Origin of the sequence: Microbacterium sp. XT11 (assembly GCF_001513675.1) — a bacterium.
Classification (GTDB): domain Bacteria; phylum Actinomycetota; class Actinomycetes; order Actinomycetales; family Microbacteriaceae; genus Microbacterium.
The window spans coordinates 2,187,380-2,202,816 of the sequence record NZ_CP013859.1 but is presented as its reverse complement, the minus strand read 5'-3'; the positions used below and the strand labels follow the sequence as shown (position 1 = coordinate 2,202,816).

15 protein-coding genes are annotated in these 15,437 nt (G+C 67.3%); 8 read left to right on the top strand and 7 right to left on the bottom strand.

The genetic code is table 11. The features are described from left to right. Nucleotides 1–42: 42 nt before the first annotated feature. The 5 genes from AB663_RS10165 to AB663_RS10145 are packed head-to-tail and all read left to right on the top strand — an operon-like array spanning nt 43 to nt 4,969. Nucleotides 43–1,557 (top strand): ABC transporter substrate-binding protein, encoded by a 1,515-nt coding sequence (locus tag AB663_RS10165; protein ID WP_067198570.1) that lies wholly within the window; start codon nt 43–45, stop codon nt 1,555–1,557. 16 nt (nt 1,558–1,573) lie between these two features. Continuing rightward, nucleotides 1,574–2,524 carry an ABC transporter permease gene (locus AB663_RS10160; RefSeq protein ID WP_067198568.1) on the top strand — a complete coding sequence of 317 codons (951 nt, stop codon included), beginning with the start codon at nt 1,574–1,576 and terminating at the stop codon, nt 2,522–2,524. Next, nucleotides 2,521–3,390 (top strand): ABC transporter permease, encoded by an 870-nt coding sequence (locus AB663_RS10155; RefSeq protein ID WP_067198566.1) that lies wholly within the window; start codon nt 2,521–2,523, stop codon nt 3,388–3,390. The genes AB663_RS10160 and AB663_RS10155 overlap by 4 nt, the downstream gene beginning before the upstream one ends. Then, nucleotides 3,387–4,181 carry an ATP-binding cassette domain-containing protein gene (locus tag AB663_RS10150; protein WP_067198564.1) on the top strand — a complete coding sequence of 265 codons (795 nt, stop codon included), beginning with the start codon at nt 3,387–3,389 and terminating at the stop codon, nt 4,179–4,181. The genes AB663_RS10155 and AB663_RS10150 overlap by 4 nt, the downstream gene beginning before the upstream one ends. After that, nucleotides 4,178–4,969 (top strand): ABC transporter ATP-binding protein, encoded by a 792-nt coding sequence (locus tag AB663_RS10145; protein WP_067198562.1) that lies wholly within the window; start codon nt 4,178–4,180, stop codon nt 4,967–4,969. The genes AB663_RS10150 and AB663_RS10145 overlap by 4 nt, the downstream gene beginning before the upstream one ends. Here AB663_RS10145 and AB663_RS10140 read toward each other — a convergent pair. The 3 genes from AB663_RS10140 to AB663_RS10130 are packed head-to-tail and all read right to left on the bottom strand — an operon-like array spanning nt 4,958 to nt 7,061. Continuing rightward, a complete protein-coding gene (locus AB663_RS10140; RefSeq protein ID WP_067198560.1) occupies nt 4,958–5,569 on the bottom strand; it encodes a GNAT family N-acetyltransferase in 612 nt (203 codons plus the stop codon). The two genes, AB663_RS10145 and AB663_RS10140, sit on opposite strands and share 12 nt — an antisense overlap. Before the next feature lie 2 nt (nt 5,570–5,571). Then, nucleotides 5,572–6,282, bottom strand: a complete 711-nt coding sequence (locus AB663_RS10135) for a uracil-DNA glycosylase (RefSeq protein WP_067198557.1) — start codon at nt 6,280–6,282, stop codon at nt 5,572–5,574. Then, entirely contained in the window at nt 6,282–7,061 is a 780-nt protein-coding gene (locus AB663_RS10130; protein WP_067198555.1) for an SDR family oxidoreductase, read from the bottom strand. Before AB663_RS10130 ends, AB663_RS10135 begins: the two co-directional genes overlap by 1 nt. A 147-nt stretch (nt 7,062–7,208) precedes the next feature. Between AB663_RS10130 and AB663_RS10125 the strand changes: the two genes are divergently transcribed. The 3 genes from AB663_RS10125 (at nt 7,209) to AB663_RS10115 (ending at nt 11,503) form a co-directional block, all read left to right on the top strand. Further along, the gene (locus tag AB663_RS10125; protein WP_067198552.1) at nt 7,209–8,531 is read left to right on the top strand and encodes a bifunctional o-acetylhomoserine/o-acetylserine sulfhydrylase; all 1,323 of its coding nucleotides are present in this window, start codon (nt 7,209–7,211) and stop codon (nt 8,529–8,531) included. Between the two features lie 112 nt (nt 8,532–8,643). Then, entirely contained in the window at nt 8,644–9,852 is a 1,209-nt protein-coding gene (gene metX, locus AB663_RS10120; RefSeq protein WP_067198549.1) for a homoserine O-acetyltransferase MetX, read from the top strand. Between the two features lie 172 nt (nt 9,853–10,024). Further along, on the top strand, nt 10,025–11,503 hold the full coding sequence (locus tag AB663_RS10115; protein WP_067198547.1) for an amino acid permease: 1,479 nt from the start codon (nt 10,025–10,027) through the stop codon (nt 11,501–11,503). Here AB663_RS10115 and AB663_RS10110 read toward each other — a convergent pair. The 4 genes from AB663_RS10110 to AB663_RS10100 all read right to left on the bottom strand — a co-directional run bounded on the left by AB663_RS10110 (nt 11,469) and on the right by AB663_RS10100 (nt 15,436). Then, nucleotides 11,469–12,152: an NUDIX hydrolase gene (locus tag AB663_RS10110; protein ID WP_083511201.1), complete on the bottom strand. Its 684-nt coding sequence runs from the start codon at nt 12,150–12,152 to the stop codon at nt 11,469–11,471. The genes AB663_RS10115 and AB663_RS10110 overlap by 35 nt on opposite strands. A gap of 9 nt (nt 12,153–12,161) precedes the next feature. Continuing rightward, nucleotides 12,162–13,382: an MFS transporter gene (locus AB663_RS10105; protein WP_067198544.1), complete on the bottom strand. Its 1,221-nt coding sequence runs from the start codon at nt 13,380–13,382 to the stop codon at nt 12,162–12,164. A gap of 71 nt (nt 13,383–13,453) precedes the next feature. Continuing rightward, a complete protein-coding gene (locus tag AB663_RS17180) occupies nt 13,454–15,010 on the bottom strand; it encodes a P-loop ATPase, Sll1717 family (RefSeq protein ID WP_157541009.1) in 1,557 nt (518 codons plus the stop codon). A 15-nt stretch (nt 15,011–15,025) separates the two neighbouring features. Further along, nucleotides 15,026–15,436 carry a thiamine-binding protein gene (locus tag AB663_RS10100; RefSeq protein ID WP_232304524.1) on the bottom strand — a complete coding sequence of 137 codons (411 nt, stop codon included), beginning with the start codon at nt 15,434–15,436 and terminating at the stop codon, nt 15,026–15,028. Nucleotide 15,437: the final 1 nt, after the last annotated feature.

The window sequence follows — 15,437 nt, the reverse complement described above, 5'->3', positions numbered from 1 at the left end:
ATTCCACCGGCACACAGCACCTGCCGCACCGAGAGGAAACCCATGTCCCGTCGCACCCGACGCGCCGCGCTGATCTCCGCGATCGCGGCTTCCGCCCTCATCCTCAGTGCCTGCACCGGCACGCCGGAAGCCGCACCGACATCGACCGGCACTCCAGACCCCGACGCCACGCTCCAGGTCGGCCTCGTGCTCGAACCGACGAACCTCGACATCCGGCACACCAGCGGCGCCGCCCTCGAGCAGATCCTCGTCGACAACATCTACGAGGGCCTGGTCACGCGTACGCAGGACAACAAGATCGTGCCGAAGCTGGCATCGGACTACGAGGTCTCCAGCGACGGACTCACCTACACCTTCACGCTCAACGACGGCATCACGTTCCACAACGGCGCCGCCCTCACGTCCGCCGACGTGGTCGCATCCTACGAGGCCGTTCGCACGGACGCGACGCTGCAGGGCAACTCCGACTTCGCACCGGTCGCGTCGATCAGCGCTCCCGATCCGGCGACCGTGCAGATCGTTCTCAGCCAGCCGAACCAGAACTTCCTGTTCGCCCTGACCGGCCCGGCCGGGCTGGTCTTCCAGAACGGCGACACGACCGATCTCAAGACGGCTGAGAACGGCACCGGCCCGTTCACGCTCTCCCGCTGGAACAAGGGCAGCAGCATCACCTTCGCGCGCTACGACGGGTACTGGGGTGAGCCCGCGGGAGTCGCCGAGGTCGAGTTCCAGTACATCCCGGACTTCACCGCCGGCGTGAACACCGCGCTCGACGGCGGAGTCCAGGTGCTGACGGCTGTCGACCCGAACCTCGTCTCGCAGTTCGACGGAACCGACTTCACCCTCACCACGGGTCGCACGACCGACAAGGCCACACTGGCCTTCAACAACAAGAAGGCTCCGCTCGACGACGTCCGCGTGCGCGAAGCGCTGCGCCTGGCCATCGATCACGAGGCCCTGGTCGAGGCCGTCGGCGCAGGGACCACCCTGTACGGCCCCATCCCTGAGCTGGACCCTGGTTACGAAGACCTGTCCGACGTCGTGTCCTACGATCCGGAGAAGGCCAAGGAGCTCCTCAAGGAGGCGGGCCAGGAGGACCTCGAGCTGACCCTCACGATCCCGTCGTTCTACGGGACCACGGTGCCCAAGGTGCTCATCTCCGACTTCGCCGAGATCGGCGTGACGCTGGACGTCGACAGCGTCGAGTTCCCCGCCTGGCTCGAAGACGTCTACACCAACCACGACTACGACCTGAGCTTCGTGCTGCACGTCGAGCCGCGCGACTTCGGCAACTTCGCCAACCCGGACTACTACTTCGGCTACGACAACAAGGAGGTGCAGGACCTCTACGCACAGGCCCTCGCCGAGGTCGACGCCGACAAGTCCGCCGACCTGCTCGCCCAGGCTGCGCGCATCGTCTCCGAGGAGCACGCCGCCGACTGGCTGTACAACGGCGAGACCATCACCGCGGTGAGCCCGGCCGTGTCGGGCTTCCCGAAGGACTCGATCAACTCCCGCATCAACCTCGCCGGCGTCACCGTCGCCGGCGACGAGTGATCGCACGCCGCAGGCCGTGATCCGGTACGCGCTCGTCCGAGGAGCCCTGCTCATCGCAGGGCTCCTCGTATCGAGCGTGCTCATCTTCCTGACTCTTCGCGTCTTCCCCGGTGATGTCGCGCAGCTCATCGCGGGCACGCAGGCGTCACCATCGGAGGTGGAGGCGCTGCGGGAGTCGCTGGGGCTCAACCGTCCGCTTCCCGCGCAGTACATCGAGTGGATCGGCGGAGTCCTCCGCGGGGACCTCGGGACGTCGCTGCTCTCGGGCGCCTCGGTCGGAGAGGAACTCGCCCTCAAGGCGCAGGTGACGGTGCCGCTGGGCCTCATGTCGCTCGCCATCGCCGTGCTGATCGCCGTGCCGTTCGGCATCCTCGCCGCCCTCCGCCGCGGCCGACCTGGCGGCACGCTGCTGAGCGTGGGAGCGCAGGCGCTCGCGGCCGTCCCGGTCGTCTGGGCGGGCATGATGCTCATCGTGGTGTTCTCGGTCTGGCTCGGCTGGCTTCCTCCGCAGGGCTTTCCGCGCACCGGTTGGTCGACGCCGGGCAAGGCCATCGAGTCGCTGCTGCTCCCGGCTCTCACCATCGGCATCGTCGAGGGCGCCATGCTCATGCGGTTCGTCCGCAGCGCCACGCTCCAAGCGGCAGGTCAGGACTTCGTGCGCACGGCCGCGGCGAAGGGCCTGACCCGCACGCGCGCGCTCATCCAGCACGGCATCCCGGCGGTCGGTCTCTCCATCGTCACGGTGCTCGGATTGCAGGTGGCCGGCATCATCGTCGGCTCGGTCGTCATCGAGCAGCTGTTCACCTTGCCTGGCATCGGGCGGATGCTCGTGGCCGATGTGGGAACGCGAGACCTCGTGAAGGTGCAGAGCGAGCTGCTCGTGCTGACCGGATTCGTGCTCGTTATCGGCTTCGTCGTCGACCTCCTGCACAGGGCGATCGATCCCCGGCAGCGGGAGGCCGCATGAGCGCGCCGTGGCTTCGCCGTCTCTGGGCCGCACCCACCGGACGCTTCGGGCTGATCGTGGTCGCCGTCATCGCCCTCCTCGCGCTCATCTCGCTCGCCTGGACCCCGTTCGACCCGCAGACATCGAACATCCGAGACCGGTGGGAGCCGCCCTCGTGGCCGCACGTGCTCGGAACCGACGACACCGGCCGCGACATCCTCAGCCTCCTCATGGCGGGAGCGCGCACCACCGTCTTCGTCAGCATCGGCGCCGGCGTCGTGGCGACGATCATCGGCATCGCCCTGGCCGCTCTCGGCGCCCTCACCGCCCGCTGGGTGCGAGAAGCCGTCGCCGTGCTCGTCGACATCCTCATCGCGTTCCCCGTGCTGCTCATCGCCATGATGATCTCGTCGGTGTGGGGCGGGTCGCTGTGGGTCGTCGTGTGGTCGGTGGGCATCGGCTTCGGCGTCAACATCGCGCGCGTCACCCGACCCGAGCTTCGCCGCGTGCAGCACAGCGACTTCGTGCTCGCCGCACGGGCCTCGGGTCTCACGGCGGGACAGAACCTGGCGCGCCATCTGCTGCCGAACGTCGCACCGGTGTTCATCGTTCAACTCTCCTGGTCCATGGCGGTCGCGGTGCTCGCCGAAGCAGGCCTGTCGTACCTCGGCTTCGGCGCATCCGTCGTCGAACCGAGCTGGGGCCTGCTGCTGTCCGACCTGCAGCGGTACATCGGAGTCCATCCCCTCACCGTGATCTGGCCCGGACTCGCCATCACGCTCACCGTGCTGGGGCTGAACCTCCTCGGCGACGGACTGCGCGAGGCGACCGACCCGACGCTGCGGCACCGGTCCGCTGAAGTGCACACCCCGGCGGTGGTGGCATGAGCCTGTCGGTCAAGGATCTCGTGATCGAGATCGGCGGTCGGCGCGTCGTCGACGGCGTCTCCTTCGACGTCCCCGACGGCGCACGCGTCGGCCTGATCGGCGAGTCAGGGTCGGGCAAGTCGCTCACGGCCCTGGCGGTGCTCGGACTCCTCCCCGACGGAGCAACCGCAAGCGGGAGCATCCGGTGGGACGATCGCGAGATCATCGGTCTTCCGGACCGCGAGCTCGCGCAGCTTCGGGGCGACGAGATCGGCATCGTGTTCCAGGAGCCGCGCACGGCGCTGAACCCGATCCGCACGGTCGGCCGCCAGATCGCCGAGGCCATCAGGATCCACGAACGCATCAGCCGCGCCGAGGCCAGGCGCAGGGCCGTGGCGGAGGCGGCACGCGTGCGACTGCCCGACCCCGCGTCGATCGTCGACCGGTACCCGCACCAGCTTTCGGGCGGCCAGCGACAGCGCGTCGCGATCGCGATGGCGCTGGCGAGCAGGCCGCGCCTTCTCATCGCCGACGAGCCGACCACGGCGCTGGACGTCACGATCCAGGCCGAGATCCTCTCCCTCCTCCTGTCGCTCGTCGACGAGGAGGGGATGTCGCTCGTGTTCATCACGCACGACCTCGCCGTGCTTTCTCAGGTCGCCGTCGACGGCGTGGTGCTCGAACAGGGGAAGGTCGTGGAGGCCGCGCCGGTGCGACAGCTCCTCAGCGCACCGTCGTCGCGGGTCACCCGTGACCTCCTGCGCGACGCGACCGCGACGCTGTGGCGTCCGGACGAAGGGACCTCCTCGTGACCCTCATCTCGGCACGTGCCCTGCGCCGTGACTTCCCCGCACCTCGCCGCTCCGGCGAGCGCCCCCGCGTGCAGACCGCGCTCGCCGACATCGACCTCGACATCTCCGAGGGGTCGGCGCTCGGGATCATCGGCGAGTCCGGATCGGGCAAGTCCACCCTCGTCAAGCTCCTCCTCGGCCTGGACACCCCGACGTCCGGCACCGTGACCGTGGCCGGCCGTACGGTCTACGCGCGTGCGTCCGCGCGCTCGCTCCACTGGCTGCGCCGCGAGACCGGTCTCGTGTTCCAGGACCCCTATGCCTCGCTCGATCCACGCATGACCGCGGGGCAGAGCATCCGCGAGCCGCTGTGGGCGCTGCGTGTCGAAGAGGATCACGACGCCCGTGTGAGAGAGGTGCTCACGCAGGTCGGCCTCGATCCCGACATGGCCGACCGCTACCCGCACGAGTTCTCCGGCGGCCAGCGCCAGCGCATCGCGATCGCCAGAGCCATCGCGCACCGCCCACGGATCCTCGTCGGAGACGAGCCCCTGTCGGCGCTCGACGTCACGGTCAGGGCGCAGATCCTCGAGCTGCTCGCTCAGCTGCGGACGACGTCGCAGCTCACCCTGCTGCTCGTGTCGCATGACATCGGCGTCGTGCAGAGCCTGTGCGACACGGTGGCTGTGATGAAGGACGGACGCATCGTGGAGCACGGCACGACCTCCCAGGTGCTCCACCGCCCTCAGGACGACTACACCCGCCGCCTGCTCGCGGCGATCCCGGTGCTCCCGCCGTCAGGAGCCTGAGCCGAAGAGCTTGCGCCTGCGCACGGGTCGCAGCCGCTTCTTCATGTACACCGAGCCGATGTCGCGGCCGAAGCGGTGGCCCACCCGCGCCATGCGGCCGGCCTCCACGAATCCGAGGCGCTCATGCAGGCGTATCGAGGCCTCGGCCTTGCTGTCGCTGATCACGGCGACCATCTCGCGGGTGCCCGCCTTCTCGCACTCCGCGATGAGCGCTCCGAGGAGCGCGGTTCCGAGTCCCTTGCCGCCGGCTCCCGGTCCGAGGTAGATGGAGTCCTCGACGGTGTACCGGTACGCGTTCCCGCCCGCCCAGGGCTGGGCAAGCGCATAGCCGAGCACACCGCCGCCCGGTGACACGGCGACGAGGAAGGGCAGACCCAGGCGCGACAGCAACGCGAACTTCTCGCGCCAGTACGGGATCGTCGTCCGGCGCTCGTCGAGGGTGACCACGCTGTTGCTGACGAAATGGTTGTAGATCTCCCTGACGTGCGGCAGATCCGCAGGTCGAGCCGGCCTGATGGAGTAGGTGAACACCTCGGGCTCGCGCGTCGGCCGCAGATGGCGCGGGAGCACACGCCGCCGATCCCCCGGTTCGAACTGCATCGTCAGTCCCCGCCGTGCTCTCCGTCGACGCGCCAGTCGACGGCAGCGGCGCCCTGCTGCTCGAGCAGCGCGTTGACTCGCGAGAACGGCCGCGACCCGAAGAAGCCACGGCTGGCGGACAGGGGCGACGGATGCGCCGACGCGATGACGGGCGTCGATCCGAGCAGCGGCTGGAGGTTCGCCGCGTCACGCCCCCAGAGCACGGCCACGAGTGGCTGCCTCCTCGCGACGAGTGCGCGGATGGCGAGCTCGGTCACGGCCTCCCATCCCCAGCCCCGGTGCGACGCGGCCGCTCCCGGCTGCACAGTGAGGACTCTGTTGAGGAGGAGCACGCCCTGGTCGCTCCAGGCCGTGAGGTCACCGTGCGGAGCGGGAGGGATGCCGAGGTCGCTCTCGCGCTCGCGATAGATGTTCGCGAGGCTGCGCGGCACAGGGCGCACGTGTCGGTCCACCGCGAAGGAGAGACCGATCGGGTGACCGGGGGTCGGATACGGGTCCTGCCCCGTGATGAGCACGCGCACGTCGGCCAAAGGACGCTGGAAGGCCCTGAGCACGTGCGGGCCGGCGGGGAGGTACCCGCGGCCCGCAGCCTGCTCGGCGCGCAGCCGTTCGCCGAGCGCGGTGATCGTGCCCTGTGCCGGGGCGAGCGCCTCTGCCCACCCCGCGTCGATCTGCCCGTCCTCGGCGAGCTCGGCGAGCGTGCGGCCGGGCATCAGTCGTCCGACCGCACGCGCAGCGGACCCCGCGCGAGCAGGTGGTTGGCCGACTGTGCCACGGGCCGCATCGTGATGAGGTCGAGGTTCACGTGTGCGGGGGCGTCGAGCGCGTACGCGATGACGTCCGCCACGTCCTCCGCGCGCAGCGGCGCCTCGACGCCGGAATACACCGACTCCGCGGCGACGGCGTCGCCCCTGAGCCTGTTGAGCGTGAACTCCTCGGTGTGCACCATCCCCGGCGCCACCTCGGACACGCGGATCGGCTCACCGTTGAGCTCGAGGCGCAGCGCGCGCACGAGCATCGATTCGGCCGCCTTCGCCGCGTTGTATCCGCCGCCTCCCGGATACGCCACCTGTGCCGCGGTGGACGTCACGAACACGGTGTCGGCGTGACCGTCCGCATCGGCGGCGCGGCGGAGGTGCGGGAGGAAGCCCGCCACGAGGCGCTGCGACGACATCACGTTCGCCTCGAACATCCATCGCCAGTCCTCCGGGGATCCGTCCTCCACGCGCTCTGTGCCCCGTGCGCCGCCCGCCACGTGCACGAGGGCGTGCACAGGCCCGGCACCGGCCTGCTCCACGAGCGCGGCCACCGCGTCGTCATCCGTCAGGTCGCAGGGGATGACCTCCGCGCCAGTCTCCGCGGCGAGCGCGCGCAGCCGGTCCTCGCGGCGAGCCACGCCCACCACGTCCCAGCCGCGCGCACGCAGCGCGCGCACCGTCGCCTCTCCGATGCCCGAACTGGCACCCGTCACAACTGCACGTCTGTTCACCATGCATCCACCGTACGACGTCCGCGTGACGCGCCGTGACGAACAGTGTTACGTCACATTTCCCGGTCGTTGTTGACAGCGAGCGGTATTCCGTACTGTCGCTTCAACGGCACCCGCCATCGACCTCATCAACAGTTCCAGGGGGAACACATGTCCGCACCCGAGACCTGGCGTTTCGAGACCAAGCAGATCCACTCCGGCGCAGCTCCCGACCCGGTCACCAAGGCTCGGGCCACGCCGATCTATCAGACCACGTCCTACGTGTTCGACAGCGCCGATCACGCAGCGAACCTCTTCGCCCTGGCCGAGTTCGGCAACATCTACACCCGCATCCAGAACCCCACGCAGGATGTCCTGGAGCAGCGGCTCGCCGCGCTCGAGGGCGGCACCGGCGCGCTCGTCCTCTCCAGCGGCCAGGCCGCGTCGACCTTCGCGATCCTCAACATCGCCGAAGCCGGAGACCACTTCGTCGCGTCGAGCTCGATCTACGGCGGCACGTACAACCTTTTCAAGTACACGCTCGCCAAGCTCGGCATCGAGGTGACGTTCGTCGAGAACCAGGACGACCCCGAGGAGTGGCGTCGCGCGGTCCGCCCGAACACCAAGCTCTTCTTCGCCGAGACCATCGGCAACCCGCAGATCAACGTGCTCGACATCCGCACGGTCGCGGACATCGCGCACGAGAACGGCGTCCCGCTCATCGTCGACAACACGATCGCGACGCCGTACCTCATCCGTCCGTTCGAGCACGGCGCCGACATCGTCGTGCACTCGGTCACGAAGTTCCTCGGCGGCCACGGCACCACGATCGGCGGTGCTGTGATCGACGGCGGCTCGTTCGAGTGGTCCAAGAACGTGGAGAAGTTCCCGGGCCTGACCGTTCCGGACCCCTCGTACCACGGCGCCAGCTACACGGCCGCCGTCGGCGACCCGCTCGCGTACATCATCAAGGCGCGCGTCCAGCTCCTCCGCGACCTCGGCTCGGCCATCGCACCGCAGAGCGCGTGGAACCTCCTCCAGGGCATCGAGACGCTGTCGCTGCGCATCGAACGGCACGTGCAGAACGCGCAGGAGATCGCCGAGTGGCTCGACAGCCGCGACGACGTCGCGAGCGTCAACTACTCGGGCCTGCCCTCCTCCCCGTGGTACGCCACCGCCAACACCTACGCGCCCAAGGGCGTGGGCGCCGTACTCTCGTTCGAGCTCAAGGGCGGTGTGGAAGCCGGACGTGAGTTCGTGAACAACCTGTCGCTGTTCAGCCACCTCGCGAATATCGGCGACGTCCGGTCGCTCGTCATCCACCCGGCGTCCACCACGCACGCCCAGCTCACGCCCGAGCAGCAGCTCACGGCGGGCGTCACGCCAGGCCTCGTGCGGCTGTCGGTCGGGATCGAGAACATCGAGGACCTCAAGGCCGACCTCGACCAGGCCCTCGCCGCGGCACGCCGCGTGTCGGAGGCAGCGCGCGCCTGACCGCGCAGAGCCCACCTGGCTGCAAGCGCCCCGGATCCGAACGAGTCCGGGGCGCTTCTGCGTGCGACGTAACGTACGGCCTCCGTGCGTCGGGTCACGCGAGAATGGAGGCATGGACTGGCAGACGACCTCCGAGGACACGGTGCCGTCGGCACCCGTCACCGAGGCCGACGTACGACTCCTCCGGGCGCGCCCGCCCGCGACCGGAGCGTGGCGCGACGGCGATCCCGTCGGAGGCAGGCGGTTCGCCTCGTTCGGAGCGTTCCGCACCGAAAGCGGCGCCGAGCTTCCCGGCATCCGCTTGGCGTACGAGTCATGGGGGGAGCTGAACGCCGCTCGTGACAACGCCGTCCTCGTGCTGCACGCCCTCACGGGCGACAGTCACGTGCGTGGCGACGCCGGTGCGGGACATCCCACGGCCGGGTGGTGGGAGGACATCGTCGGACCGGGCGCGCCCCTCGACACCGATCGATGGTTCGTCATCGCGCCGAACATGCTCGGCGGATGCCAAGGGTCGACCGGGCCGGCGAGCATCGCACCCGACGGGTACGAATGGGCATCGAGGTTCCCGTACCTCACCGTGCGCGATCAGGTGGCCGCGCAGGTGCTGCTCGCCGACGCTCTCGGCATCCACGCCTGGGCCGCCGTGGTGGGCGGCTCCATGGGCGGCATGCACGCCCTCGAATGGGCTATCACCCACCCCGAGCGCGTGGAGCGCCTGGCCGTGCTCTCGTCACCGCCCGTCACGACGGCCGACCAGATCGCGCTGAACACGGTGCAGCTCGAGACGATCCGCATGGACCCGCGGTTCCAGGGCGGCGAATACTACGACCTCGCCGACGGCGACGGGCCGCACCGTGGGCTGGCGCTGGCGCGCCGGATGGCCCTTCTCAACTACCGCAGCCCGATCGAGCTGAACCAGCGGTTCCAGCGGTCGTGGCAGTCGGATGTGTCGCCGCTCGGCCACGGCGGTCGCTTCGCGGTCGAGTCGTACCTCGACTTCCACGGCAACAAGTTCACGCGCCGCTTCGATGCCAACAGCTACATCACGCTCGTCGAGGCCATGAACTCCCACGACGTCGGCCGCGACAGGGGCGGCGTCGAGGAGGCTCTGCACGGGGTGACGGCGCGAACGCTCGTGCTGGGCATCGACAGCGACCGGCTCTTCCCGGTCGACGGTCAGCACCGCATAGCGCGAAGCATCCCGCACACCCTCGACGGCAACGAGGCCGTGGTGCTGACGAGCGACTTCGGGCACGACGGCTTCCTCATCGAGACCGAGGCCGTCGGCGCGCACCTGCAGCGGCTGCTCGCGAGCTGAGGAAGCCGGGATCGCGCAATCGGTCTGTCGTGCTCTGCAAGTCTGGTATCCCAGACGCGATCTCCGCCGTGCGGCTGAGAGGCCGAGGGGCGCGGCAGTGCAATGGAGGGAGACGGTCGTCCAGCGGCAGAGCGCGCGGCCGTCTCCGCTCAGCGACGATGGAGACGCACACATGACACAGACCGACCCCTTCCCCGCATCCTCCGACCAGGCTCAGAGCACCGCGCTGCACAGAGGACTGACGACGCGGCACATCCGGTTCATGGCGCTCGGATCGGCGATCGGCACCGGGCTCTTCTATGGTTCCGCCGCCGCGATACAGAAGGCCGGCCCGAGCGTTCTCCTCGCCTACCTGATCGCAGGAGCCGCGGTCTTCCTCGTCATGCGCGCGCTGGGAGAGATGACCGTCCGACACCCCGTCTTGGGATCGTTCGGTCAATTCGCCAATCGCTACCTCGGACCCCGCTGGGGATTCGTGACCGGGTGGACATACGCCTTCGAGATGATCATCGTCGCCCTGGCGGACGTGACGGCGTTCGGGGTCTACATGGGGTTCTGGTTCCCCGACGTCGACCGATGGGTCTGGGTCGCCGCCGTCATCCTCTTCATCGGCGCGATCAACCTGCTGGGGGTAAAGGTGTTCGGGGAGCTGGAGTTCTGGCTGGCCCTCATCAAGGTCGCAGCCGTGATCGCGATGATCCTGGGCGGGATCGCGATCCTCGTCTTCGGCTTCGCGCACTCCTCCCCCGGCGCGTCGGGCGTCGGCGCGCTGTTCGACGCCGCAACGGGCGGCTTCTTCCCCCACGGGCTGGAGGGGTTCATCGCGTCGTTCGCGATCGTCGTGTTCGCCTTCGGCGGCATCGAAATCATCGGCATCACGGCGGGCGAAGCCCAGGACCCGAAGAAGGTCATCCCCCGCGCGATCAACAGCGTCCCCGTGCGGGTGCTGCTCTTCTACCTCGGTGCTCTGGCGGTCATCATGATGGTGCAGCCGTGGAACACCATCGGCACGAGCGGCAGCCCGTTCGTCTCGATCTTCGACGGTCTCGGCATCCCGGCCGCGCCTCACATCCTCAACGCGGTCGTCATCGCCGCCGCGCTCTCCGCGATCAACTCCGACATCTTCGGGGCAGGACGCATGATCTACGGGCTCGCCCAGCAGAAGCAGGCGCCCGCTGTGTTCCTGCGCGTCTCGCGATCGGGAGTGCCGTGGATGACCGTACTGGTGATGAGCATGGCTCTCGTCATCGGCGTCGTGCTCAACGCCGTGATCCCGGAGGACGTCTTCGTGATCATCGCATCGATCGCGACCTTCGCCACCGTGTGGGTGTGGCTCATGATCGTCCTCTCCCACCTCTCGATGAAGCGCGCGATCCGGCGCGATGGTCTCCTTCCCTCCGAGTTCCCCGTGCCGCTCTGGCCTGTCGCGTCATGGGCGACACTCGGGTTCCTCGTCTTCGTCCTCGCGCTGCTCAGCTGGTTCGAGGACACGCGGGTCGCGATCATCGTCGGCGCCGTCTGGCTCGCAGCCTTGCTGTTCGCCTACCGTTTCATGGTGAGCGGTGCGGGGAAGGACCGTGCCGACCTCGTCGACGAGACCGCGCCGATCCCCGTCATCACCCGGCAACCGGGAAGGGACCGGACGAAGTAGGCGTCTCCTCTCCCCGGTCCTCCCGCTCTCGCGGGCCCGGGTGCCGTCGTCGCACGCGCCACGGCAGACGTGCCGTGTCCAGGCTCTCGTCCTCCCAGTGGAAGGAGCGACCCGCGGGACTGTCGACGATGCGCGTCCGGTACACCGGAGGTGCCCCCGCGGCCGCAAGCGCAGCGCCGACGCCGGTGTGACCGCGCAGTCGGTGCAGGGTCATCCAGGTCGGAGGGAACAGGGTCCACTCCCCCGCGGCGTGCAGGTCGAGAGCAGCGGCGGGCGCGATCCATCGCGCTTCGACCACCTCATCCGGGGCCGGTACGAGCTCCTGCGCGGGGGCGGTCGCGAGGAAGAACCACGTGCGGATGCGCGTCGGCGCCTCCTCCGGAGGCTCCCACAGCGACAGCGGGACGAGGTCGTCGACGTCGAGGCCCACCTCCTCCCTGGTCTCCCGGATACCGGCCCGGCGGGCGTCGTCGATCTCGGCAGCGCCCGGCACCCGATCACTCTCCTCGACCTTGCCACCGGGGAACACCCAGGCGTTCGCGAAGGATCCGCGCTCCGGCCGGCGCAGGAGCAGCGCCTCGATGCCTGCGTCGCCCGGTCGCAGGATCACGACCGTACCGGCTACGGGAAGATCGCCGACGACGCTCATGCCCTCACTCTACGACCGCAGAGCCGCGGGCCGCCGCGCCTCCCTGCGGTACGACAGGAGTGCGATGACGAGTCCTGCCACGGCGAGCGCCGCCCCTGTCCACGACGGCGCCGTGAAGCCCCAGCCGATCGCGATGACGACACCGCCGAGGAAGGCTCCGAGGCTGTTCCCGATGTTGAGCGCGGAGTGGTTGAGGGCTGCGGCGATCGACTGGTTGTCCTCGGCGACGTCCATGAGGCGCGTCTGGATGGTGGGGCTGAGCACCGAGGACACGAAACCGACGACGAACACCAGAAGCGCGAGCGTGACGACCCAGAAGGAGAGCAGCGCCAGGAGCGCGAAGACCGCGGCCATGGCGGTGAGACCGTACAGCAGCGTTCGCCGGAGGTCGATGTCGGCCAAGTGCCCCCCGACCAGGTTCCCCACCGTCATGCCGAGCCCCATGAGCACCAGCACGATCGGGACGACCCATTCCGGTGAACCCGCGACCTCGGTCACGAGAGGGGCGATGTAGCTGTACACGGCGAAGAACCCGCCGAAGCCGATCGCGCCGATGCCCAGCGCGAACCAGACCTGCGGGATGCGGAAGACACGCAGCTCCGCGCGCATGGTGCGCCCCGGATCACCCGCGTGCGGAGGGACGAAGGCGGCCACGCTGGCCGTCGCAACCGCGAAGACGAACGCGACGACGCCGAACGCGACGCGCCACCCCCACTGCTGCCCGAGGAACGTGCCGAGCGGCACGCCCACGACGTTCGCGACCGTGAGGCCGGTGAGGATGAATGCCACGCCCTTGGCGCGGTTGCCCGGCCCCATCACATCGGCGGCGACCAACGCGCCGATGCCGAAGTACGCACCGTGCGGCAGGCCCGCGAGGAACCGTGACGCGCCGACGAGCTCGAACGTGGGGAGCACGACGGTGAGGGCGTTGAACACGGTGAGTGCGAGCGCGAGGCCGATCATCACCTTGTGGCGCGGGAATCGCGCCACGAACCCGGCGATGGTCGGCGCCCCGACGACGACGCCGAGTGCGTAGAGCGAGATCAGCCAGCCGGACTGGCTCAGCGCGTCCTCCTGGCGCGTCGCCCACATCGTCGGCAACAGGTCGCGCGCGATGTCGGGCAGGAGCCCCATCACGACGAACTCGGTCATGCCGATGCCGAAGCTGCCGATGGCGAGGGAGAGGAGCGCCCTCTTCGCCGCACCCCTCGTCGATGTCGAGGGATTCACCCGTCAAGACTACCGGGAGCACGGCCCTCGATCGTCATGACAACGAGGCGAACGACAAATAGTGCCACTTCCTATTCACTACGACCATCTTTTGAGGCCTGCGTTTTGCGCCGCGACCTTCTCCTCCGACGGACCGAAGGAGAAGCCACTTTAACCGGGCTCTCCCAGGGGATATTCCACGCAACGACCAACGAGTTATGTAAGACGTAGTCGGCATGAAAGGAAAACCCTCCCCCAGCCGCTCGTCGATAATAAAAATTCGTATGGGTAGAACGTCCATTGCGGGGACGCGTGCCCAATCCGCCGATAAGAAATAGCTGCTTCAACAGCACCCTAAGATCGGACCTTGAAATCAATCCATCGATCTCTTGTTCCAGAAGTTCAATACTGAATTCCTTGGATGGGAGCGCGCTTAGCGCATCAATGAAAGCACTGACTTTCGTTGCACTCGCCCCAGGCAAGACCCGACTAAGACCGTTCGCCATCTCGCGAACAAAGTAGTTCTCTGAGTAGTTGCGCACCGCCTGGCGTGCCGTTGCTTCACTCACCTGACCACTACCGGGATGAAGATCTTTGATCGCGTTCATGAGCGCAATCAGATCGCGTGGGAGGTATCTCGTATGTGACATCAAATAGGATGGCAGGTAAGAGTATGGCCCTATCCCAATCGGAGTTGACAGATACGCCTTACGAATATCCCCAAGTTGCAACCCAATAAAGCTACTTGGAATACTGGCTTTTGTCTTTGTGTTGAGAAGTTCCCATAGCTCTTCTCCATCCCCCAAGCCGTTGCGACTCCAGTCGAGTTCGATGGCTCGATCACTAAGCTTTGCGGAATCAGTGCTAGGCACTTGAACATACATGTCGTGCCGGATCGCCAAGACCACTGAGACACGGACATCGGATTCTCGGAAGAAGCCGTTTAGATCGTACGCCGCATCGAGAAGCGCTCCCAAAGATTCAAGTTGAGATTCAGTTTGCGCAAAGAACGAGTCAAGCCCATCGATAGCAAGCACGTGCTGCGAGTTTGAGCGCATCTGCATCAATGCACTGCGAAGAATTTGATTCAATTGAACCGCAGTTACTGAGTTCTGATTGAGTGCCGAATCGATACCGCTTCCCATGATGCTAATCTTTAAAGTGGATCGCGACCAGTCAATGAATTTGGTACGGAGGTCAGGTCCATCGATCAATCCACCCGCCACCAGAGACTTGTAAAGTCCGACTATCGAAGACGGATGATGCGCGCCCTGATCCTTCATCAACGAGGCGAAAACTCTCAGGAGAATAAGAAACTCCCAAGCGGCTCTCGTGTTCGTTGGCCCGGAGGATCCTCCGATCTGTAGCTGCGTCACGTCGGCGACTGGAAAGCTCCCCAGGTCCCATTCCAGCAAGAACCTTTCAGGTTGGTCATCCCAAAGCAATCCGAGATGAGATATTGTTGCAGTCTTGCCAGCACCTTTCGATCCAACGATCGCCCACGCTTCTCCCTGGGCAACTCGATAGGCGGCCGATCGAAAGTCGTAATAGCCTGCAACCAGCATCCCGGGGCGCTCGCGCGCTTCCTCGCCTGCGTCGAGCATCCCGAAATCAAGTAACCGCAACGGTGGAAACTTTTGCTTGCTCATTTACTCTCCCCGTTGCTACTGGCCATCGTGCAGAGTTCGCCCTTTCCGATCGACGATATCCCACGATTCGACAAATTTAGTGCTTGAAGTCGCAGTCTTAGACCCCGAATCGTCGATCGCCGCTTCGAGACGCTCGATCTTGGCATCGAGCTCACCGGAGTATCCCGGCCGGATGTCGGCCTTCAAGACCAGCGACACCCGCGAGCCGAAGGGCATCACGGCTTCGGTCGCGCGCTTGACGACGTCCATGACGGAATCCCAATCAGGCCCCTCAATCTCGGTGAACATGCTGGTCGTGCGGTGCGGGAGGCCCGACTCCCGCACCACGCGGACCGCGGCGGCCACGGCGTCGTGCACCGATGCGTCGTCACGGGACGAGCCGTCGGAGGGTGCGCCGCTCGGAGCGACGGAGAAGGCGATGAGCATG

Bases quoted from the DNA above. Each gene is read 5' to 3' on its own strand.
- AB663_RS10165 (WP_067198570.1), top strand. From the start codon at position 43: ATGTCCCGTCGCACCCGACGCGCCGCGCTGATCTCCGCGATCGCGGCT.
- AB663_RS10155 (WP_067198566.1), top strand. From the start codon at position 2,521: ATGAGCGCGCCGTGGCTTCGCCGTCTCTGGGCCGCACCCACCGGACGC.
- AB663_RS10150 (WP_067198564.1), top strand. From the start codon at position 3,387: ATGAGCCTGTCGGTCAAGGATCTCGTGATCGAGATCGGCGGTCGGCGC.
- AB663_RS10140 (WP_067198560.1), bottom strand. From the start codon at position 5,569: ATGCAGTTCGAACCGGGGGATCGGCGGCGTGTGCTCCCGCGCCATCTG.
- AB663_RS10135 (WP_067198557.1), bottom strand. From the start codon at position 6,282: ATGCCCGGCCGCACGCTCGCCGAGCTCGCCGAGGACGGGCAGATCGAC.
- AB663_RS10130 (WP_067198555.1), bottom strand. From the start codon at position 7,061: ATGGTGAACAGACGTGCAGTTGTGACGGGTGCCAGTTCGGGCATCGGA.
- AB663_RS10125 (WP_067198552.1), top strand. From the start codon at position 7,209: ATGTCCGCACCCGAGACCTGGCGTTTCGAGACCAAGCAGATCCACTCC.
- metX (WP_067198549.1), top strand. From the start codon at position 8,644: ATGGACTGGCAGACGACCTCCGAGGACACGGTGCCGTCGGCACCCGTC.
- AB663_RS10115 (WP_067198547.1), top strand. From the start codon at position 10,025: ATGACACAGACCGACCCCTTCCCCGCATCCTCCGACCAGGCTCAGAGC.
- AB663_RS10110 (WP_083511201.1), bottom strand. From the start codon at position 12,152: ATGAGCGTCGTCGGCGATCTTCCCGTAGCCGGTACGGTCGTGATCCTG.
- AB663_RS17180 (WP_157541009.1), bottom strand. From the start codon at position 15,010: ATGAGCAAGCAAAAGTTTCCACCGTTGCGGTTACTTGATTTCGGGATG.
- AB663_RS10100 (WP_232304524.1), bottom strand. From the start codon at position 15,436: ATGCTCATCGCCTTCTCCGTCGCTCCGAGCGGCGCACCCTCCGACGGC.